Below are 20,356 nucleotides of genomic sequence, written 5' to 3'. Positions count from 1 at the left end.
CATCGGGTTCGAACCGATGACCTCGACCTTGGCAAGGTCGCGCTCTACCAACTGAGCTAGTGCCGCAAATCACGTCAGGCATCACTAAAGCGATGTCCTTCAGGGCTGCGAATTATAAGACCAAAATTAGGCTTTGCAAGCCTGAAGCGTCAAAAACTTCAAAAAAAGTCTGTTTTGGCTCGTGATTGGCTATTTGCCGTCCAACTTGAAGAAATGATCCGCGTAGTGCTGTAACTCTGCTAATGACTCTCGAATATCATCGATAGCTAAATGCGCACCTGATTTTTTAACCCCAGCCAATATATCTGGTCGCCAGCGACGGGCCAATTCTTTAATCGTACTGACATCAATGTTGCGATAGTGAAAATGTTTTTCGAGGTTCGGCAAATGATGTTTCATAAAGTGTCGATCTTGATGTATCGAATTTCCGCACATCGGCGTTGCACCTTCAGGCACCCATTTTTTTACAAACGCTAATATTTGTTGTTCAGCTTCATTTTCGTTGACTTCAGTTGCTCGAACTCTGGCGACTAAACCACTGTTGGTATGAGTGTTGGTACACCATTCGTCCATACGAGCCAAAACCGCTTCACTTTGATGAACCACAACGACTTCGCTTTCGGCCAATACATTTAATTGACTGTCAGTTGCAATACAGGCGATCTCTAATACCTTGTCGGTTAAAGGATCAAGGCCTGTCATTTCCATATCAACCCAAATTAAGTTTTGTTCACTTGCTGCCATAGTTTCGCTCGTTAGTTGGCGGTTTTAGTGCCGCTTGCTCTACAATAACGGTATGATAGCTTTTTAAAGCAACTACTTGAATAGCAACGCGTGGCAAAACGAAACAAACTCAGTGACGGACAAAAACGACGGGTCCGCGCTAACCGTGAAAAACGGCTAAAAAAAACCGATAGTATTGATTGGGAAGACGAGCAATTAGCAAGCCCTGAAGACGGGATTGTGATTAGTCGTTTTGGTCAACATGCGGATGTTCAAACCCAAGACGGGCTTATTTTCCGCTGTAATATACGTCGTACAGTTGAATCGATCGTTTGCGGTGATCAAGTACTGTTTCGCCGTAGTCATGTGGTGCAATCTGGCATCAGTGGGATTATTGAGGCGGTTCACGAACGAAGAACCGTACTAACCAGACCCGATTATTATGACGGTATTAAGGCAATTGCAGCGAACCTAGACCAAGTGTTTATTGTCTCTGCAATTTTACCTGAGCTGTCGCTTAATATCATCGACCGTTATTTGGTTGCCATCGAGGACGTTGGTCTTGCTCCAGTAATTTTGGTTAACAAGGTAGATTTGCTCAGTGAGCAAGAGCTCGAAGAACTAAGCCAAAAACTTGAGATTTATCGCAGCCTCGGCTACCCCGTAATGTATTCGAGTACGCATAAGTCTTTAGGTTTTGAACAAATACACCAACAGCTCAAAGGCCATACCAGTATTTTCGTAGGCCAATCCGGTGTAGGTAAATCATCCTTAGTGAATCAATTGCTTCCTGAGCAAGATATTCTCACCAAAGAAGTATCTGAAGTCTCCGGCCTTGGCCAACACACAACCACGACTGCTCGCCTCTATAGTTTGCCGCAAGGTGGCCAACTTATTGACTCTCCTGGCGTTCGAGAATTCCAGCTTTGGCATCTTGAAAAAGAAAGGGTCACTTGGGGTTTTCGAGAGTTTAGAGAGCCGGTAGAGCATTGCCGGTTTAGAGACTGTAAACACGAAGGTGATCCTGGTTGCGGTTTACAAGCAGCGATCGACAACCATCAGATTGATCCAGTCCGCCACGACAGTTTTCTGCGCATACTCGATAGCATGGTTGAAAACAAACCGAGCCGGAATATCCGTGGACGATAGCCAATTTGATCCAAAATTAAACGAACTAACTTATAATCGGTTACAAGCTGTATAACTAAATTGAAATAGAGGACCTTACATTGCTCGACAAAATCAAGATTGCACTTCAATACGTGACACCAAAACATCTGCTTTCACGTGTTGTTGGCTATTTGGCTCAAGCTGAGCTCGGTGGTTTTAGCCATTTTCTTATCAAGGCTTTTATCAAGCAATATAAAGTTGATATGCAAGAGGCTCAGCTGGAAGAGGCTAGTGAGTATGCTAGCTTCAATACTTTTTTTACTCGTTCATTAAAAGATGGGATACGTCCAATTGACGATACAGCCGATAGTTTATGCCATCCGGTCGATGGCACAGTTAGTCAACTGGGTCCTATCAAAGACGGTCGTATCTTCCAAGCCAAAGGTTTCGATTTTAGTGCGCAAGAATTATTGGGTGGAAACGCAACTCTAGCTAAGGAATTCGATAAGGGCGACTTTGCGACCATCTATTTAGCTCCGAGTGATTATCACCGCATCCATATGCCTGTGACCGGTGAATTACGCACCATGATCTATGTGCCTGGAGATTTGTTTTCAGTTAATCCTCTAACCGCGCAAAATGTACCCAACTTATTTGCCCGTAATGAACGAGTGGTGGCTATTTTTGATACCGAGCACGGCCCGATGGCAATGGTATTGGTAGGGGCGACTATTGTTGCCAGTATCGAAACCGTTTGGGCAGGTACAGTCACTCCTCCGACCCGCAATGATGTTGTTTGGCATGACTACCCCAAGGGACAACATATATTAGAAAAAGGCGCTGAAATGGGTCGATTCAAATTGGGATCCACTGTCGTGTTACTATTTGCCGAAGACGCCATTACATTTGAATCTAGCTTAACGACTGGCGATACAACCCGTCTTGGACAGTTACTTGCAACAACAAGCCCTTAGTTAACTTTTAGGATCAAGACATGGCTCGGATTTGGAAATGGATTGCTGCTTTAAGTTTTAGCTTGAGCTTGCAAGTACTTGCTATATCCCCAGCGGAAACTCAACTGACCAGTTTGCTTGGCGGTTTAGACAAGCAAGAAAGTACGAGCGAAAATCAGCGCAATAAAGACATTTACCAAGAAGCGCTGTTGTTGGTCAAAGAAGGGGACGAATACCGAGAACAACTACGCCAACTGTTAGCACTTGCCGACAATGCTGAAGTTGAAGCCGACAACATTGAGCGTGAACTAAAGCTGCTCGATCAAACTAGCTTGCCCAACATCGACAACTTAAGTCTCGATGCATTACAAAAGCAAATCGAAATAAAACGACAAGATGTTGCCCTATTCCAAGATCAGATCCGTAGTGACAGCCAACGCCTGACTGACATTGAACGTCAAATAAGTACCCATCATCAGCGACTGACACCACTTCAAGAACGCCTTAATGCAATCCGCATTCAACTCGATCAGATGCAATTTGCCCCCTATGAAAGCACCAATGAGCCCTTACGCGTCAGAACCCAGATCCACGAAGCGACCATCAAAGCTAATATTGATTTACTCAAGACCAAACAACAAACGGCTCCAACCCGCAGTAACTTAATCCAACTTGATGTGAACTTGCAAAACAAACGGCTAAGCCTTGCAAGCCAAGAACTTGAACAACTCAATGCGGCATTTGCTCTTAAGTCTAAAATTCAATCCGATTATCAACTCGCATATCTCAGCTCTAGTAATTCAGCTTTCAAGCAAGATTCTATAATTCAGGAATTAATCAGTAGCTATCAAGATTTGCAAGCACAGCTCAATCAGATTCTATTACAGGCTAACAATCTACAGGCTGAACAAGTTGAAACCCGTCAACAACTGCACCGCTTAGAGCAGTCTTTTTCGAATTTTCAGTCACAAATTGAATGGCTAAAGTTTACTAAAAGTTATGGCGAGTACCTGCGTCAGCAGATCAACGAATTACCGGCCAGCTACGCCTTAAAGAACATTGACGAGGAATTAATCTCACAGCGGATAAAACGCCATTACTTACAGCAGGAAATGAACAGCTACGCCCCACAAAGCTATCCGATTTGGCGTAAGGACGTGAGCTCACAACTAAATTCAAAACAAGAAAAGTCGCTACAAGAACTATGGAATTTGCGCTATACAGCGGCAAAACGCCTATTGATTCAAATCGACAATAATCAATTGGAAATGTCGAAACTTAAAGTTGATCACGCTCAGCTCAATAATTTGCTAACAACTATCCAAACGGAAGTTGACCAAGAACTGTTTTGGATCGCAGATGTAAGTGTATTAAACCTAGCGACCCTCACTAATCTAAAATTGGGAGTTCAGTGGTTATTCTCAAGTGAAAACTGGAAGGAACTAGGTCAAGCTTTTACAGAGATTAATATCATTTGGTACTTAAGCTGGTTTGTTTTCTCTCTTTTATGGTTTTGGCAAGTACGTGCTGACCGTCTTTGGCACCAAGCTTATCTGCGTAGTATTGAATCCAAAATTGGTAATATTACTCGTGATAAATTTAAGTATACCTTAGCCGTTTTAGCTGTAAGTCTACTATTAGCCCTGCCACTACCTCTGTTACTTAGCTCCATAGCAATTCCTTTGCGCATGAGCTGGAAATATCCATTTGCGGTTACTTGGGGACATGCCCTACCCAACCTAGCATTATATTTGTTCTGTTTATTCTGGCTACTTCAGCTGAGCCGAAAAAACGGTTTGTTCAATACTCATTTCAAGTGGCCCATGTTTGCAATAAACCGGGTGCGCACACTCTGTCTAAATACGGCCCTTTTTTGTATACCAGCGGTACTCATCCTAAGCTTGGGAGTCGAGCGAAACGACTTATCCTACTATGACAGTATTGGTCGGTTGGCATTTATTTGGATTTGCGGTGCCTTAATTTTTGTCGATTGGCGGCTCTACAATACAGAGTTACCGGTCAGCTACCGCAATCCAATCTTTAAAGCTGAAGCCTTGAGTCGCAGAATCGTCTGGTATGGTGCCGGTTTAATTCCAAGCGTTTTGGCTCTAGCCGCACTGTTAGGTTATTTCGCGATGGCGATCAATTTACTCAGACAGTTCTCAGTCAGCGCTATTATCGGATTTTTGTGTATATTTATTTACTATTTAGCTCGCCGTTGGATGCTACTGCAGCGTCGAAGAATTGCCTTTGACAGGGCAAAAGCAAAACGTGCAGAAATTGTTGCTGCACGAAGCGAATCCGAAAACACTGAAGAAGACTTAGGTAGTAATGAAGGTCGGCTAGACATCATAGAAGAACCTGAAATCGATCTGGACACCATCAGCGCACAATCCGTGGGATTATTGCGCGCCGCTTTAACTCTTACCTTCGTAATGACAGTGTTAGTGTCGTGGTCAGAAATGACCAATACCTTTGTGTTCTTAGATAACTTTGTATTATGGGAAGTAAACTCCGGCAGTGGCGATTTCCAAGTAAGCAACGCCATAACCCTGAAAACTTTATCGATGGCCATAGTGGTGTTCACTGTCAGTCTAATTTTGTTGAAAAACCTCAGCGGTTTACTCGAGTTAATGATTTTGCAGCATATCGAGTTATCCCCGGGCACCAGCTTTGCTATTACCACCATGATTAAATATGTGGTGCTATTATTTTCCCTAACATCGATTCTTGCTCTACTAGGGATCGAATGGGCAAGTTTACAATGGTTGGTTGCCGCGCTAACGGTAGGACTGGGCTTTGGCTTGCAAGAAATTTTTGCAAACTTTGTTTCGGGTCTGATTATTTTATTCGAGAAACCTATTCGCCTTGGCGATACAGTTACTATCCGTGAGCTAACAGGCAAAGTCAGTAATATTAAGACTCGAGCAACGACGATTGTTGATTGGGACAGAAAGGAAATAATCGTTCCTAACAAGGCCTTTATTACTGAGCAGTTTATTAACTGGTCGCTCTCAGATTCGGTTACCCGATTAGTGCTTGATGTGCATGTTGCTAGAGATTCAAATCCGGCTCTAGTCACTCAGTTGTTGCAGGAGTCAGTCACCGATTCGAGCATTATTTTGGAAGTTCCAGCGCCAGAAGTGTTCTTCGTTGGCTTTAGTGAGCGCGGTATGAAATACGAAATACGGGCCTACGTGAATGAAATGGGCTATCGACTGCCTGCTTCACATGAGATTTATATGGTTATTATTAGTAAGTTTAAACAACACGATATCCGAGTGTCGTCACCCCAAATGGACATCAATTTAAAAGAATTTAATACTCACATAAGCACTCCTGCAAGCTAATGCTGCAGTTATTGTTTAGTATCAAAATCGCAGCTCTAATCACGGTTGCGACATTAGGTTTGGTTTCTTGTTCTTTATTTATTCGCGAGAACGCCTTCGGCGAAAGTTGGACGGGAAAACCTGCTGAGCAACTGATCCAACAATGGGGAGAGCCCAGTCAGAAAAACCATCAAGAAAATGGCGGACAAGAACTGATATACAACATGTTTAATAATAGCTGCACGTATTATTTCTATACTGACACTCTAGGACTAATTTCACGCTACAAATATCACAGTGAAACTTGGGGGACCTGTAAGCCAATTGGTTAATTAGGCAATCTAAGTTTTTTGGGAAGCGCTCTTTGTGTGGTCGCTTTTAAGTTCACAAACTTTGTTACAACTACTACTTTGGTCTAGCTTAATTAGACCTCCCTCTCAGTCCCTTAAATAATAATAGCGTAAGCTGCTTGCATTGAATCAATATGCGCTTGAAAAACGACGACCAATCAATTCTAACAATTTAGAACGTTTAGCGAAGCTGCCAGTGACTATGTAACTAGAGCGGCAAGCATCTGTTTTGTTGAGACTTGTTTCGTATCAAGCCAAAAACGAATTCCAATTACAATAAGTAGGCCCCTTATGAATGTCTCTGTGATAATCAAACTTGCGGCAAGTTTTGGTATTCCAGCATTGCTATTAATGCTGCCAGACTCCGCTATTCCGCTTGAGAACCTCAGCGTTGTTGAACATCGAATTATTGCAATATTTGTAATGGCTGCACTGCTTTGGGTGTTAGAGCCAGTGCCAGTATTTGCAACGTCAATTCTCATTATCACTTTATTAGTAGTGAGCGTATCCACCCATGGTTTGAGCATGCTGACTACAGCTGACAACTACCAAAACTTGGGCCAGCTACTACCATACTCTGCAATATTTAACTCCTTCTCATCGCCAATCATAATTTTATTTATGGGTGGTTTCGCTTTAGCCATCGCAGCTTCAAAGTACGAATTGGATAGCAATCTTGCAAGGGTTTTACTTAAGCCCTTTGGCAATAAAATCCCGATGATAATGCTAGGCATTATGCTTATCACCGCTGTGTTTAGTATGTTTATGAGTAACACGGCAACCACTGTAATGATGCTGGCGATCGTTGGTCCAATTATCGCAGCAGCACCAAAGGATGATATCGGGCTTAAAGGTTTGGTCTTATCGATTCCAGTGGCTGCGAATACCGGTGGTATCGGAACCCCGATCGGTACCCCTCCAAATGCTATTGCCTTGCAGTACATTCCAGAAGGTCAAATCACCTTTGCTGAGTGGATGTCCTTTGGTATTCCTTTTGTTGTGGTTCAGCTTGCCATTGCTTGGGTCGTATTGAACTACATGTATAAATCGAAAACAGGCACTATTAACTTGTCTATGGAAGGCAGTTTCCAACATAGTCCACGGGCTTACGTTGTCTATGCGACCTTCGCATCCACTATTTTGTTGTGGCTGACAACCAGTATTCACGGCATGAACACCTATGTGGTATCAATCGTTCCTTTAGCTGTTTTCACTTTAACTGGAGTTATAACCAAAGCTGACCTCAAACTGATTAATTGGGATGTTTTATGGTTAGTGGCGGGCGGTATTGCGATGGGAATGGCGCTTGAGAAAAGTGGACTAGCGGTAAAAATAGCCCACTCAATCGACTTTACAAGTTTGTCCACCATGCTGGTGATTGTTGCGCTATCACTTATTTGTATAACGATGGCTAATTTTATGTCCAACACCGCTACAGCCAACTTAATTATGCCAATTGCGGCCGCTGTAGCCACATCCTTAGACGGGCTATCCGGAGATGGCGGTATTACCACTTTGTTGGTGATTGTTGCGCTATCAGCCTCACTAGGTATGATGCTGCCGGTCAGTACACCGCCAAACGCCCTGGCTTACTCTACCGGAATGATTCAAACCAAAGACTTGCTTAAAGTCGGTGGCATTATCGGGGCCACAGGATTAATTCTTTTGTATGTCGCCATGATGATCATTTTATAAGAAACGCCCGAAACTGGCCTAACAGTTACTTTGCGGGAACGCTATCACCTCAGATATGCGTTCCTTACCTAAGGCCAGCATAAATATCCGGTCAAGACCAAGTGCAACCCCGGCACAATCAGGTAAACCAGCTTTTAACGCATCGAGTAGCATCGGGTCCACGCTTCGATCGATGCTTCCTTCACGTTTGCGCTTTTGACGATCCTTCTCAAAGCGTTGCTCTTGTTCAACAACATCACAAAGTTCGTGGAAGCCATTGGCTAATTCGACGCCTTTATAATAAAGCTCGAAGCGCGAGGCAACACGAGAGTCATTAGGGCAAATGCGTGCCAACGAAGCTTGAGATGCAGGAAAATCATAAACGAAGCAAGGCTTATTCTTAGAGATTTCGGGCTCAATATATGCGCTAAATGCTAGTTGTAGCAAATCATCTCTATCGCACTCAGCCAGCATAAGCGCCGAAAGTCCCAAGCCTTTGACTGCATTTTTTAGAACGTCATTTGGGCACACCAAGGGATCAAATCCGAGCTGCTCAATAAACGCGTGTTGGTAGCTTATACGCTCACAGTTTTCAAGTTTAAGTAGTAATTTGATCAATAGCTCAAGCTCGTCCATCAACGCATGGTGGTCAAACCCTAAGCGATACCACTCCAGCATCGTGAACTCTGGATTATGTAATTTACCGCTCTCTTCATTTCGAAAGCTCTTACAAATTTGATAGATACTACCTGAGCCTGCCGCAAGTAGCCGCTTCATATGAAACTCAGGAGACGTCATCATAAACAAGGTCTGCGTTTGGTCTTTCCCTGGTTCACTCAACTGAGTTTCAAAGCAATGTAGGTATGGGTCAGTGACACTTGAATGGCTTAAGATCGGTGTTTCCACTTCCATAACATTTCGCTCATCAAAGAAATGACGAATGGACCTTAACAAGCTAGCTCGTTGTTGCAATATTTGACGCGATGCGCTTGGTTCCCAAGAATTTGTTGTTAGTGCTTCAGCTGTCATTAAACCGTGACCTAGTTCTCATAGAGTGCCTATTCTGCCTTCTTTTTACACAAAATTCGAATTTCTAGAGATGGCTCTCATTTCTCACATTATATTGATTAAAAAACAACAGTAGGATGTGTATTTGATTTCAATCAATCCTTAAATGTTCAATAGCAGCACAATTAGTGATGCGAAGCACACAGCAAGAATATAAATACCCTAGCGCTTGGTTTATGCCAACCACAAGCTACGGTATTTGTATTCCCTAAAACTGGAGAGACGCGTGAAAATAATAAAAACCGATGTGGCCGTTATCGGCGCAGGCGGGGCAGGACTGCGCGCAGCAATTGAAGTTGCGCGAACCCACCCCGATCTCGAAGTGGCGCTCATTTCAAAAGTTTACCCAATGCGAAGCCACACCGTGGCAGCAGAGGGTGGAGCAGCCGGCGTTGCCCAAGACCACGACACTTTTGATAATCACTTTAACGATACTGTTTCTGGCGGTGACTGGCTTTGTGAGCAGGATGTTGTCGACTTCTTCGTAAAAGCTGCCCCTAAAGAGCTGACCCAATTAGAACATTGGGGTTGCCCGTGGTCACGACGACCAGATGGTAGCGTCAACGTGCGTCGATTTGGCGGCATGAAAATTGAGCGAACTTGGTTTGCGGCTGATAAAAGCGGTTTCCATATTCTCCACACCCTATTTCAAACATCCATTCAATATCCGACTATTAAGCGCTTTGATGAGCATTTCGTGCTCGACTTAATCGTAGAAGATGGCCAAGTAAAAGGTGTACTTGCGTTAGATATCGCAGCTGGTGAAGCCAAGCTAATTCAAGCCAAATCGGTCATTATTGCTACTGGTGGTGCAGGTCGAATTTATCGCTTTAACACTAACGGCGGCATCGTCACTGGTGATGGTATGGCATTGGCATATCGACACGGCGTACCGCTTCGTGACATGGAGTTTGTTCAATATCACCCAACCGGCTTACCCGGCACTGGAATTTTAATGACCGAAGGTTGCCGTGGTGAAGGCGGGATCCTAACCAATAAAGATGGCTACCGTTACCTGCAAGATTATGGCTTAGGACCAGAAACGCCTGTTGGTGAGCCAAAAAATAAATATATGGAACTTGGTCCTCGTGACCGTTTAAGCCAATGTTTCTGGCAAGAAGCGCAATTAGGCCGCACCGTTGAAGGTCCAAATGGCGACTATGTCTACCTCGATTTAACTCATTTAGGTAAAGAGTTTTTACACGAAAGACTGCCATTTATTTGCGAGCTAGCAAAAGCTTATGTCGGCGTTGATCCAGTCAAAGAACCGATCCCTGTTCGTCCAACCGTGCATTACACCATGGGCGGGATTGAAACCGATGGCCGCTGTGCAACTTCAATCAAAGGACTTTACGCAGCGGGTGAATGTTCATCAGTAGGACTACACGGTGCGAATCGTCTTGGGTCCAACTCGCTCACTGAGATTACCGTATTTGGTCAAGTGGCTGGTGAAGAAGCGGCAAAAAATGCGCTAGAAATTAGCCATGGTGACAGTCAAGGCTTGCTCGATCAGGCACAAGCCTCACTAGCGAAGTATCAAGCGATTAAAGAGTTTGATGGCGATGAGAAAGTTGCTGATATTCGCAGGGAATTAGGTCTGACCATGGAAGAAGGTGTGGGAATTTATCGCACCGAAGAAGCCATGCAAGCAACCATCGACAAACTCGCAGAGCTTAAAGATCGCTACAAACGCATCAATCTTAAAGATGACAGCGAAGTCTTTAATACCGAGTGGCTTTACGCCGTAGAATTGGGGTATTTAATTGATGTGGCGCAGGCAATGGCACACTCAGCCATTTTGCGTAAAGAATCTCGTGGTTCTCATCAACGGATTGATGGCTTCGAAAAACGCGATGACGAAAATTATCTCAAGCATAGTTTGGCTTTTTATCAAGGCGATGCCCAGCCAAAAATCGACTATAGCACTGTGACGATTACAAAATCTAAACCTGCGGAGCGCGTTTACGGTGCAGCAGCAGACCAACAAGAAGCTGATAAGAAAGCCGCCGATAAACTAAGTGCAGAGGAGAAGTAACATGGCAGAAATCATGAAAATGTCGATCCTGCGCTATCGCCCGGAAACCGACGAAAAACCAGTATGGCAAAGCTACGACGTTCCATATAACCATGAAACATCGATACTCGATGCTCTGGGTTACATTAAAGATGAACTAGACCCGACCTTAAGCTATCGCTGGTCTTGTCGCATGGCTATTTGCGGAAGCTGCGGAATGATGGTCAATGGCCAACCGAAACTGGGTTGTAAAGCCTTCCTGCGCGACTACGCCGGTGGCGAACTTAAGCTAGAAGCTTTGGCTAACTTTCCTATCGAGCGAGACCTTGTCGTGGATATGAGCGATTTCATCGCAAAATTGGAGAGCATTAAGCCCTATATCATTACGCAAGAACCACGCTCTTTGGATGATGGATGCACAACGCAAACGCCAAAACAAATGGAACAGTACAAGCAATTCTCCATGTGTATCAATTGCGGGTTGTGTTATGCGGCGTGCCCTCAATATGGGCTCGACAATAAATTTACAGGTCCTGCGGCTCTGGCATTAATCCATCGATACAACAATGACACGCGAGACCAAGGCAAAGCTGAACGCATGAAGTTCATCAATGAAGAAGCAGGTGTTTGGGGATGTACCTTTGTTGGTAACTGTTCTGTTGTGTGTCCTAAGGGTGTAGACCCAGCTGCCGCTATTCAACTTGGAAAAGTTGAAAGTGCGAAGGATTATGTGATTCAAATGTTTAAGCCGGGAGAATAAGCATGAGCAAAAGAAAACCCTATACCCGCGAGATGAAGGCCGATTGGTGGCGTAAAGACAGCTTTTTCACGATGTATATTATTCGTGAGGGTTCAAGTCTCGTTATAGCCTTGTATTGTTTTATGCTGATCGCTGGTCTATTTAGCCTAACTCAAGGCCAATCTAGCTTTGAAACTTGGCTTGGATTCATTAGCCATCCAATTACGATTGTTTTCCAAGTGTTGACCCTAGTTTGGACCCTATACCACAGCTATACCTGGTTTCAGCTAGCGCCTAAAGCGGCCAACTTGTGGATGGGCGAAAAACGAGTCCCGGACTCGTGGATCGTTAACGCTATGTATGCAGCTTTAGCCGGGTGTAGTGCCCTAGGCCTAATTATTTTATTCCTATAAGGGGGAAATATGTCTCGTTCACATGAACCTATTTTTTGGGGACTTTTCGGCGCGGGCGGTATGGTTGCGGCTTTAATTCTTCCAATTTTTATCGTTATTACTGGCTTACTTTACCCTTTGGGCATAATTCCAGCTGAGTTACTTGCCTATGATCGAATTTTTGCCTTTGCAAGTTCTTGGTGGGGAGCACTAATACTTTTAGTGGTTATCTGCTTTCCATTGTGGCTAAGCCTTCACCGTCTGTATCACTGCTTACATGATTTCAAGATTCATGCCGGCGTTCGAACGCAAACTGTTTTTTACGGTATCGCCTACACGGCAACAATTGCATCTATTGTTTTAGTACTCGTGCTTTAAAACAGATATAACGCAAAACGGGCTCGCAAGAGCCCGTTTTTATTTAATCAGTTTACGCTACACCGCGCATTGCGATTCCAAAGCTTCAATTTCTCGCTTAAGTTCTCGCTCTCGACCTTGGACTTCTTCAAGCAAGGCCTTCTTTAGCGCTAATTGTTCAAAAGTCCCAACTGGGTAGTCGAACGAAAAGCAATCGCTCTCAATTTCATTGCTAACACTCATTTTTACTTGCCTCTCCTGTGTAAACTCAAAAAGTTAATTCACAGTTCCTGGTGTTGGCTTCGTCGTCCGTTTACGAAACATATAACCGTTGAACGGGAACGTTAATACCACCAAGGTGGTATTTAAGAGTATAGCACTGTATCGGCAGATCCAAAGGTCAAAAAGGGAGCAAATTTATACATGGCTCCTAACGAGTGTAGTGTAAACAAAAGCGCTCGTGAATTTACTTCACCCGACTCACGTATTCGCCGCTACGCGTATCAACGCGTATCACTTCACCAATCTGAATAAACAATGGTACGCGAACCACAGCGCCAGTGCTTAAGGTTGCTGGTTTACCGCCAGTACCTGCAGTATCACCCTTCAAACCGGGATCGGTTTCGGTGACTTCTAATTCAACAAAATTCGGCGGTGCAATCGAAATTGGGTTATCGTTCCAAGTGGTGATGACGACCATGTCTTGTTCAACTAACCATTTAGCGTTGTCACCAACAGCTTTAGCATCGGCAGCCACTTGCTCAAAAGTGGTGTTGTTCATAAAGTGCCAGAATTCACCATCGCTATAAAGATAGGCAAGTTCACTATCCATAACGTCAGCTGCTTCGACTGTTTCGCCAGATTTAAAGGTCTTTTCCAAGACTTTGCCGGTAAGTAGACGTCGAATACGTACCCGGCTAAATGCTTGTCCTTTGCCTGGTTTAACAAATTCGTTTTCGATAATTGCGTAAGGCTCGTTATCGAGCATTATTTTTAGCCCGCTTTTAAATTCACTGGTAGAATATGACGCCATTTTATCCTCAAGGTATAGGTCAATAATTAATGCAGCGAATAATAACGCGAAATGAGGATAGTTTGCAGGTTTCTTGGCAAAAAGAGCTCGCAAATTCTATCACCGACCCAGCAGAGCTGCTTAAAGAGCTCGAAATTGATCCCGCTCAATTTGGAGAAGATTTTGAAGCCAAACGCCTATTTGGAGTAAGAGTACCGCGACACTTTGTGTCCTTAATGGAAAAAGGCAATCCGCAAGACCCACTATTGTTGCAGGTGATGCCGCTTCGCCAGGAGTTCAATTCGGTCGCGGGTTACAGCACCGACCCATTAGCAGAACAAAATAGCGCGCTACCAGGACTGTTGCACAAGTACAAAAGTCGTGTGCTATTTATTTTTAAAGCCGGCTGCGCCGTAAACTGTCGTTATTGTTTTCGCCGCCACTTCCCGTATCCGGAAAACAGCCCTAATAAAGAGGGTTGGCAGGATGCAATCGATTATGTTGCCCGTGATGAAAATATTAACGAAGTGATACTTAGTGGGGGCGACCCATTAATGGCTAACAATCAACAGTTACAGTGGCTACTAGGACGTCTCGCACAGATCAAACATCTACGTAGACTGCGCATCCATACGCGATTACCAGTGGTAATGCCTTCAAGAATAGATAACGAACTTTGCGAAATACTCAAGCAACACCCGCAACAGGTGATTTTGGTCACCCATATTAACCACCCCAATGAGATTAGTTCTGACTTGGCACGAGCCAGCTATAAATTGAAGTCATCTCGGGTAACCTTACTCAATCAAGGTGTTTTATTAGCGGGCGTCAACGATGATGCACAGATTTTGTGCGCACTTAGCGAGGCTTTATTTGCAGCCGAAATACTGCCCTACTACCTGTTCTTACTCGACAAAGTTGAAGGCGCTGCTCATTTTGATGTCAGCCAAGAAAAAGCCCAACAATTACTACAAGCGATGCTTGAACAATTGCCAGGCTTTTTGATACCGAAGTTGACGCGTGAAGAAGCTGGTAAAACCAGCAAAACGCCTATTCCGATTTAAGCATGCACATCAATTGTAGAACCTAGGTTCGATGGCCCGTTGCTAACTTTAGGGGCAGAACCTTCACTTGATGCTAATAGCTCCATCACTGCTGCACCTTCCTGCTTTTGTTGACTTTGAGCCAGTTGAGCAGAAATCACTTGCATTGATTGAGCTGTCGTCTGTGACGAAATTTCCATCCTTACCTCCACGATAGAAACATTGAATGTTGCCCATACTGCCATCTATATTGCTATTGATTGCAATCGCGCATCAACGCTATATCGGCATCTAAGAATAAACCTTTAATGCTTTCGTAGTCAGCACTTCAGTCTCCCTGCTATAATCAGGAAATTATTTATAGTTCTCTGGTGACACATGGACCAACAGAAAGTCATTACCCAAATTCAATTGAATTTAAAAGAAATCTACCACCGTTCAATCGATGCGGACCATAAACTAAAAGAATTTAAGAATGAGGGCTTGGCACAATTTGACGCTTTGTTTGCAAACGAACAGTTATTTAAACAGCACCACACCAGTTTTTTGCCTTACGTAGAAGAACTCGCCAGTGACTTAGTTTTACTGCAAGAAGCCACTGACGAAGATCATTTCGTGAGTCAATTAAAGTTGCTCATGACTAAATTAGAAGCGATGAACCGCTTATTAGTCAGCTTTAAGCAAAAGCTTTAAGCAAAGGTCTATTTTTCGGCTTTTGTTTTGCCATCAGTGCTGGGGCGTAGTAAATGGACGCCCTCTCTAATGACTAGTAGGCCAACCCGAACCAACTTTACACAAGCATATAAAAACACCACAACAACGATGACTTTAGTAAAAGTCTGAAACACTTCTAGCAGCTCTTCAGGCGCTTTGTCACGAAGCGCATTGGTATCTGACATAAGCCAATCAAAGAAGCCTTGCAATAACTGAGAGTCAGAACTCACGTTTAAAATATTAAGTGCAGGCGGAAGAACACTAGCAATAATAAATATACCTACTGCAATTAGAAGCACTGCTATTGCAGCAATAAAAACTTTCATTCCCGAATCCATTCTAGTCCTAAGTATCTGTTTACGCGCTCATTAAAATAAAAACGCTCGCTATTCAACTTGGCTAAGGGTAGCTCAAAACCCAAGACAATAGCGATTGATTTATTGGAAATAAGTAAACTTTTCTATTTAGGTTCAATTTCAGAAATCTAATATTCATCAAATAATAACTGGAATAGGAATAGTCAGCATTGAACCTTTTTAGTTGTCATAACGATTACGCAATTTGGGTTGATCGCTATAATACTGAACAAATTCCACCTCTAAGCCAGCTGGGTCAATAAAGTAGATATTGCGTCGATATTCGTCAGGTTGTCCGTCATTTGATGGGCTAAAGCCAGCACTTGCTAAGCGCGCTATTACACCTTCGATATCATCAGTGACATAAGCGCTATGAGCGATCCCAATTTGGTGTCCGCTACGATCTCGCGCTTCACTGTCACCATTATCATTTAAGGTTAAGTAATTATAGTCGTCTCCAAAGTGCAACCATTGTCTATTTTTTCCAAACCAACTACTTTCACCTCGGCCACGAACTTGCCAATGTGGAAATATCGCTTGGTAGAATGCCAAACTTGCTTCTAAGTCGGTAACAACAATATTTAAATGCTCTAATCTGATCATGATGTATTTCCTTAATTAAGTTTTCACTACATTCCGTAGCGATATTGGTGAGGCTGCTGTTCGCGCTGCTTGCCCATATTCTTTAAGGCAAACGCATAGTCAAACAACGAATTCAAACTAAAACTAATCCGCGTTCGAAGACGATGATCACGTGAGTTTTCAGGCTTTCGGTGATTCAACACCAGCTCAACTTCTCGAATAATCATGTGGTCGGGGATGGGTACGATCTTGTTATTTCTGAATGCATTCATGCGCAGCTCCGCAATCGGATAAGCACCACTAACACCGTTGACGACAGAGATCAGCAAGGCCGGTTTGTGAGCAACATCTTCACTATTTAGTCGCATGAGGTAACTTTTTAGGATTGGGGTAGCCATCCCCCCCCATTCAGGAGTAATGAGAATGAATGCATCCGCAGCGACACTTGCATGATGAATGTCGCGCCATACCACATCGTCTTGGTTCGCTGGACTATCGTCATCACCATCCCAATAGTTAAGTTTCAAACCTTGCAGATCAATATGCTCAACGGTCTCAAACTGGCTGGCAGAACTGGCAATAAATTGAGCAACCTTGGCGCTTTGCGAGTCAGGACGCTGACTTGAGGACACCACTAATACCTTCATAATATGTAAACCTTTTCACTTACTAATTATTATATAAAGTAGATCCTTTACATAATTAAGTAAAGAAAAAAGTTTACTTAATTGCTTAGCAACATAAAATGGAGGTCTAAGGAGTAATGCAATGAAAACATCTGACAAGATACTTCTACAATTAAAACGGGGCGGCCCGAGCACTGCGGTCCAGTTGTCAAAAATTTTGGGTATCAGTTCTATGGGAGTGCGACAGCACTTACAATCTCTGGAAGAAGCTGGTGACTTATTCTGGAAAGATCATAAAGCCGAACGTGGACGCCCCACCCGTTACTGGTATCTAGCCCAAACTAGCCAACGCCATTTCGAAAACCGCCACGAAGAATTGAGTGTGGTAATGATAGACTCGGTACGGCAGGTTTTTGGAGAGGCTGGACTCGACAAACTCATTAGTCATCGAGAGCAAGCCACGCTTGCCAGTTATAGTGAACGTATGACTCAATGTGAGGGCTTAGAACAAAAACTTAATGCACTAGCCTTGGTGCGCAGTGAAGAGGGCTATATGGCGAGCGTAGAGCAAATCGATGGCGACTGGTATTTGCTTGAGAATCATTGTCCAATTTGCGCCGCAGCAAAAGCGTGTCAAAACTTCTGTCGCTCTGAACTCGAGCTTTTCCAAACCTTACTTGGCAATGATTACATCGTGCGGCGCGAAGAACACATTGTTAGTGGTTCTCGGCGCTGTAGTTATAAGATTTCAAATGCTTAACTAGTCATTGAGTCAACGCCAACTTGGGCTGCCGTAACCGAAATTTCAACCAATAGCTCAGGTCGCGCCATTTGCGCTTGTACACAAGCTCGCGCTGGTGCGTGTTCGGCCGGAACCCATGCATCCCATACGGCGTTCATCGCTGCAAAGTTATCCATGTTGCTTATGTAAAGTGTGGCTGACAACATGCTTTGACGGTTAGAACCATATTGATTTAGTAGCTCATCTACCTTGGCCAACATAGTTTCTGTTTGCTCTTTGATGCCTTGGTTGGCATCAGCTGCAACTTGTCCACACAAGTATAAAGTACCGTTGTGTCTAACCACGCGACTCATACGAGTTTTAGTTTCAAAGCGTTCAATCATAGAGACCTCTGTAATGAATGGAAATGGGGGATCGCCATTAGTATAATACCAATCCTACTAATTAGTTGGTCGTCATTAGTCGTATATAGAATTGCTTAGGTCAAGGAAAAAAGCGCAGTTACTAGTTGACCTAATGACAAGGTTTTTGACGCTGATATAAGTGATTATAGTCGACTAGGCTGATTAAATAATTAGTGGGATTGGTATAAAGCCCAAACTCAAAGGGTAAAGAATAGTCGACTTAATTTGCTTGTCGAACACGACCTAAAGTGAAATGAGAACTAAATCCGGAGCACTTTATTTACAAACGTGGATTGAAGACAAAAAGCTTCTTGAGAACTGACGAAGGGTAAAGACTATAGCCAAACACTAAGGCCGAGTGGAATATGACAGGCCGTTTCTAGGCCTGTCATTGCCGTTTCTTTACTGGGTTTTGAAGTGACCAACCAATTGAGCTAAGCTCGTTTTAGTTTGTTCCAGTGCTTCTACATCACTTTGAGTTGCTTGACCATTTTGTTGCAAATCTTGCACGACCATCTGAATTTTCGACATGTTTTCCGAAATTTCATTGGTCACTGCACTTTGCTCTTCTGCAGCTGTTGCAATCTGACTATTGAGTCCAGATAACTCAGCAATTGAATCCAACAATGCATTCAAAGACTCGCTGCTTTTAGAGGTTGTTTCCGCACTATTTAAACAGCCTATCCTAGTGCTTTCCATTGCAGTAACAACTGAGGCTGTACCCGCTTGAATTTGCGACAACATGGCGTTAATTTCTTTAGTACTATTTTGAGTTTGATTCGCGAGTGTTCTTACCTCGTCCGCAACAACAGCAAACCCACGGCCTTGCTCACCCGCTCTGGCGGCTTCAATTGCGGCGTTAAGGGCTAACAGATTGGTTTGGTCAGCAATCCCGCCAATCACTCCTAAGATGCTTCCAATGTTCTCAATATCAGTACTTAATGCGCTAATCGATTTAGACATATCGTCCACTTGACCAACTAACTGCCCCATGCTGTCTACTGATTCATTGACTTGGGCTTGGCATTGCTCTGCACTTTGAGTCGACAAATCGGTGAGCTGCGCAGCACCAACTGCATTTTCGGCGACTGATGCAGCCGTAGCACTCATTTCAGTGATTGCCGCTATCGCAAGTTCGGTTTCTTGAACATGGTCGTTTAGCAGATCTTGGTTCTTGAAGGTTTGGGTGTTGATTTGTTGCACGTTTTGACCCAAAACTTCACTGCTATTCATGACTTTCTTAACCATGACCTGCAAGCTTTCTACAAAGGCATTAATTGAGGTGGCCATTTCGCCCAGCTCACCACTTCCTTTAACTTCCAGACGCTGGGTAAGATCACCTTCTCCATCGGCTAAGCTGCCAACTACATCGCGCAAGTTACGCACAGGAGCATAAGCCATAAAGAAGGCCGCTATACTCAAAGCAATTAACACTAATCCACTGACCAACAATGCAATCGTAATTGACGAGTTTAAGGCCGAAACTCTATCTTCGATAACAGCAACTTCAATCAAGGCTGAGAGATTCCACTGCTGTCCTTGTACATCTATCGGCATATCAAACGTTAAGTGTTCATCAGTAAAATCGTTAGCGTAAACCGCAGTCCCGCTTTGGTCTCGCAGAGATAAGTGAGCGCCATTTTTACTCACTGCGGCAAGCAGAGCGCTAACATCATTTAAATCAATTCGGAAAATATCGGCACGGGTTTCACTACTAGCCACAACCAAGGTTAAAATCGGTTTGTCTTCAACGATTTCTAGTTCACTAAGATAAACACCATTTACGGTCTTATCTAACAAGGGGATCATAGAATCAACTAACGGCCCCTCAGAAACGGTACCTTCATCAGTGAAAACAATTCCAGATATGATTTTGTAGATTTTGTAAAAACCAGTGTTAGCTTGCAACGCGTCCAAAGAGTCTGATCCGGTATCAATATTACTCGCCAGCAAAATTTTACTTTGAACATCGCCTTCAACTTTGCCTTTAATCAGCGCCATTTGCGCTTCAATACTTTTGACTGTTGAGTCATTTACATAGGCGCTTACAAAATAATTAGTGGCGAAATATGAAGTTAAAACCGAAAGTGTCACGATCAACACAAACAGTCCGAAGACCTTTCCCTTAAATGACAGCTGCATCTATATCCCTCGTTGTTATACGCAAA

The 20,356-nt window shown here is 43.7% G+C and carries 22 protein-coding genes and 1 tRNA gene; 12 read left to right on the top strand and 11 right to left on the bottom strand.

Features of this window, described 5'->3' with window-relative positions:
* A tRNA-Gly gene (locus tag DBZ36_RS17885) sits at positions 1–59 on the bottom strand.
* Positions 60–189: 130 nt separating this feature from the next.
* Positions 190–744, bottom strand: a complete 555-nt coding sequence (gene orn, locus DBZ36_RS17880; RefSeq protein ID WP_120356331.1) for an oligoribonuclease — start codon at positions 742–744, stop codon at positions 190–192.
* Between the two features lie 90 nt (positions 745–834).
* On the opposite strand from orn, the gene rsgA reads away from it, so the two are divergent.
* The 5 genes from rsgA (at position 835) to DBZ36_RS17855 (ending at position 8,160) form a co-directional block, all read left to right on the top strand.
* Positions 835–1,872: a small ribosomal subunit biogenesis GTPase RsgA gene (gene rsgA / locus DBZ36_RS17875; protein ID WP_120356330.1), complete on the top strand. Its 1,038-nt coding sequence runs from the start codon at positions 835–837 to the stop codon at positions 1,870–1,872.
* 80 nt (positions 1,873–1,952) lie between these two features.
* The gene (gene asd / locus DBZ36_RS17870) at positions 1,953–2,807 is read left to right on the top strand and encodes an archaetidylserine decarboxylase (protein WP_120356329.1); all 855 of its coding nucleotides are present in this window, start codon (positions 1,953–1,955) and stop codon (positions 2,805–2,807) included.
* A 20-nt stretch (positions 2,808–2,827) separates the two neighbouring features.
* Complete coding sequence (locus tag DBZ36_RS17865; protein WP_120356328.1) at positions 2,828–6,136, top strand: mechanosensitive ion channel domain-containing protein; 3,309 nt, start codon at positions 2,828–2,830, stop codon at positions 6,134–6,136.
* Between the two features lie 11 nt (positions 6,137–6,147).
* Complete coding sequence (locus tag DBZ36_RS17860; RefSeq protein ID WP_147395043.1) at positions 6,148–6,447, top strand: hypothetical protein; 300 nt, start codon at positions 6,148–6,150, stop codon at positions 6,445–6,447.
* 309 nt (positions 6,448–6,756) lie between these two features.
* Complete coding sequence (locus tag DBZ36_RS17855) at positions 6,757–8,160, top strand: SLC13 family permease (RefSeq protein ID WP_120356326.1); 1,404 nt, start codon at positions 6,757–6,759, stop codon at positions 8,158–8,160.
* 18 nt (positions 8,161–8,178) lie between these two features.
* Here DBZ36_RS17855 and epmA read toward each other — a convergent pair whose 3' ends face one another.
* The gene (gene epmA / locus DBZ36_RS17850; protein WP_120356325.1) at positions 8,179–9,168 is read right to left on the bottom strand and encodes an elongation factor P--(R)-beta-lysine ligase; all 990 of its coding nucleotides are present in this window, start codon (positions 9,166–9,168) and stop codon (positions 8,179–8,181) included.
* A gap of 265 nt (positions 9,169–9,433) precedes the next feature.
* Between epmA and frdA the strand changes: the two genes are divergently transcribed.
* Genes frdA through frdD form a run of 4 tightly spaced genes read left to right on the top strand, consistent with a single transcriptional unit; the run spans position 9,434 to position 12,730 of the window.
* On the top strand, positions 9,434–11,242 hold the full coding sequence (gene frdA / locus DBZ36_RS17845) for a fumarate reductase (quinol) flavoprotein subunit (RefSeq protein WP_120356324.1): 1,809 nt from the start codon (positions 9,434–9,436) through the stop codon (positions 11,240–11,242).
* A 1-nt stretch (position 11,243) separates the two neighbouring features.
* Positions 11,244–11,981, top strand: a complete 738-nt coding sequence (locus tag DBZ36_RS17840) for a succinate dehydrogenase/fumarate reductase iron-sulfur subunit (protein WP_120356323.1) — start codon at positions 11,244–11,246, stop codon at positions 11,979–11,981.
* A 2-nt stretch (positions 11,982–11,983) separates the two neighbouring features.
* Positions 11,984–12,373: a fumarate reductase subunit C gene (locus tag DBZ36_RS17835; protein ID WP_120356322.1), complete on the top strand. Its 390-nt coding sequence runs from the start codon at positions 11,984–11,986 to the stop codon at positions 12,371–12,373.
* 9 nt (positions 12,374–12,382) lie between these two features.
* Positions 12,383–12,730 carry a fumarate reductase subunit FrdD gene (gene frdD, locus DBZ36_RS17830; protein WP_120356321.1) on the top strand — a complete coding sequence of 116 codons (348 nt, stop codon included), beginning with the start codon at positions 12,383–12,385 and terminating at the stop codon, positions 12,728–12,730.
* A 57-nt stretch (positions 12,731–12,787) separates the two neighbouring features.
* Here frdD and DBZ36_RS20540 read toward each other — a convergent pair whose 3' ends face one another.
* Together DBZ36_RS20540 and efp are read right to left on the bottom strand one after the other, a co-directional pair.
* Positions 12,788–12,952 carry a hypothetical protein gene (locus DBZ36_RS20540; protein ID WP_158589142.1) on the bottom strand — a complete coding sequence of 55 codons (165 nt, stop codon included), beginning with the start codon at positions 12,950–12,952 and terminating at the stop codon, positions 12,788–12,790.
* A gap of 223 nt (positions 12,953–13,175) precedes the next feature.
* Entirely contained in the window at positions 13,176–13,742 is a 567-nt protein-coding gene (gene efp / locus DBZ36_RS17825) for an elongation factor P (protein ID WP_120356320.1), read from the bottom strand.
* Between the two features lie 29 nt (positions 13,743–13,771).
* On the opposite strand from efp, the gene epmB reads away from it, so the two are divergent.
* Positions 13,772–14,785 (top strand): EF-P beta-lysylation protein EpmB, encoded by a 1,014-nt coding sequence (epmB, locus tag DBZ36_RS17820; RefSeq protein ID WP_120356319.1) that lies wholly within the window; start codon positions 13,772–13,774, stop codon positions 14,783–14,785.
* Here epmB and DBZ36_RS17815 read toward each other — a convergent pair.
* A complete protein-coding gene (locus DBZ36_RS17815; RefSeq protein ID WP_120356318.1) occupies positions 14,782–14,964 on the bottom strand; it encodes a hypothetical protein in 183 nt (60 codons plus the stop codon). The genes epmB and DBZ36_RS17815 overlap by 4 nt on opposite strands.
* 178 nt (positions 14,965–15,142) lie before the next feature.
* Between DBZ36_RS17815 and DBZ36_RS17810 the strand changes: the two genes are divergently transcribed.
* A complete protein-coding gene (locus DBZ36_RS17810) occupies positions 15,143–15,457 on the top strand; it encodes a hypothetical protein (protein ID WP_120356317.1) in 315 nt (104 codons plus the stop codon).
* Positions 15,458–15,465: 8 nt separating this feature from the next.
* Here the strand turns inward: DBZ36_RS17810 and DBZ36_RS17805 are convergent, their stop codons facing one another.
* From DBZ36_RS17805 to DBZ36_RS17795, 3 genes are all read right to left on the bottom strand, one after another.
* Entirely contained in the window at positions 15,466–15,804 is a 339-nt protein-coding gene (locus DBZ36_RS17805) for a hypothetical protein (protein ID WP_120356316.1), read from the bottom strand.
* A 210-nt stretch (positions 15,805–16,014) separates the two neighbouring features.
* Positions 16,015–16,437 (bottom strand): VOC family protein, encoded by a 423-nt coding sequence (locus DBZ36_RS17800; protein ID WP_120356315.1) that lies wholly within the window; start codon positions 16,435–16,437, stop codon positions 16,015–16,017.
* A 26-nt stretch (positions 16,438–16,463) separates the two neighbouring features.
* Positions 16,464–17,063 carry an NAD(P)H-dependent oxidoreductase gene (locus DBZ36_RS17795; RefSeq protein WP_120356314.1) on the bottom strand — a complete coding sequence of 200 codons (600 nt, stop codon included), beginning with the start codon at positions 17,061–17,063 and terminating at the stop codon, positions 16,464–16,466.
* A gap of 121 nt (positions 17,064–17,184) precedes the next feature.
* Between DBZ36_RS17795 and DBZ36_RS17790 the strand changes: the two genes are divergently transcribed.
* Positions 17,185–17,802 (top strand): helix-turn-helix transcriptional regulator, encoded by a 618-nt coding sequence (locus tag DBZ36_RS17790; RefSeq protein ID WP_120356313.1) that lies wholly within the window; start codon positions 17,185–17,187, stop codon positions 17,800–17,802.
* Here the strand turns inward: DBZ36_RS17790 and DBZ36_RS17785 are convergent.
* On the bottom strand, positions 17,799–18,167 hold the full coding sequence (locus tag DBZ36_RS17785; RefSeq protein WP_120356312.1) for a RidA family protein: 369 nt from the start codon (positions 18,165–18,167) through the stop codon (positions 17,799–17,801). The genes DBZ36_RS17790 and DBZ36_RS17785 overlap by 4 nt on opposite strands.
* A gap of 423 nt (positions 18,168–18,590) precedes the next feature.
* A complete protein-coding gene (locus tag DBZ36_RS17780; protein WP_199711916.1) occupies positions 18,591–20,330 on the bottom strand; it encodes a methyl-accepting chemotaxis protein in 1,740 nt (579 codons plus the stop codon).
* Positions 20,331–20,356 lie beyond the last annotated feature (26 nt).

The sequence above is a fragment of the Alginatibacterium sediminis genome (assembly GCF_003610775.1).
GTDB classification, from domain to species: domain Bacteria; phylum Pseudomonadota; class Gammaproteobacteria; order Enterobacterales; family Celerinatantimonadaceae; genus Alginatibacterium; species Alginatibacterium sediminis.
The sequence above is the reverse complement of the archived record's forward strand: the minus strand, read 5'-3'. Positions and strand labels throughout refer to the sequence as shown.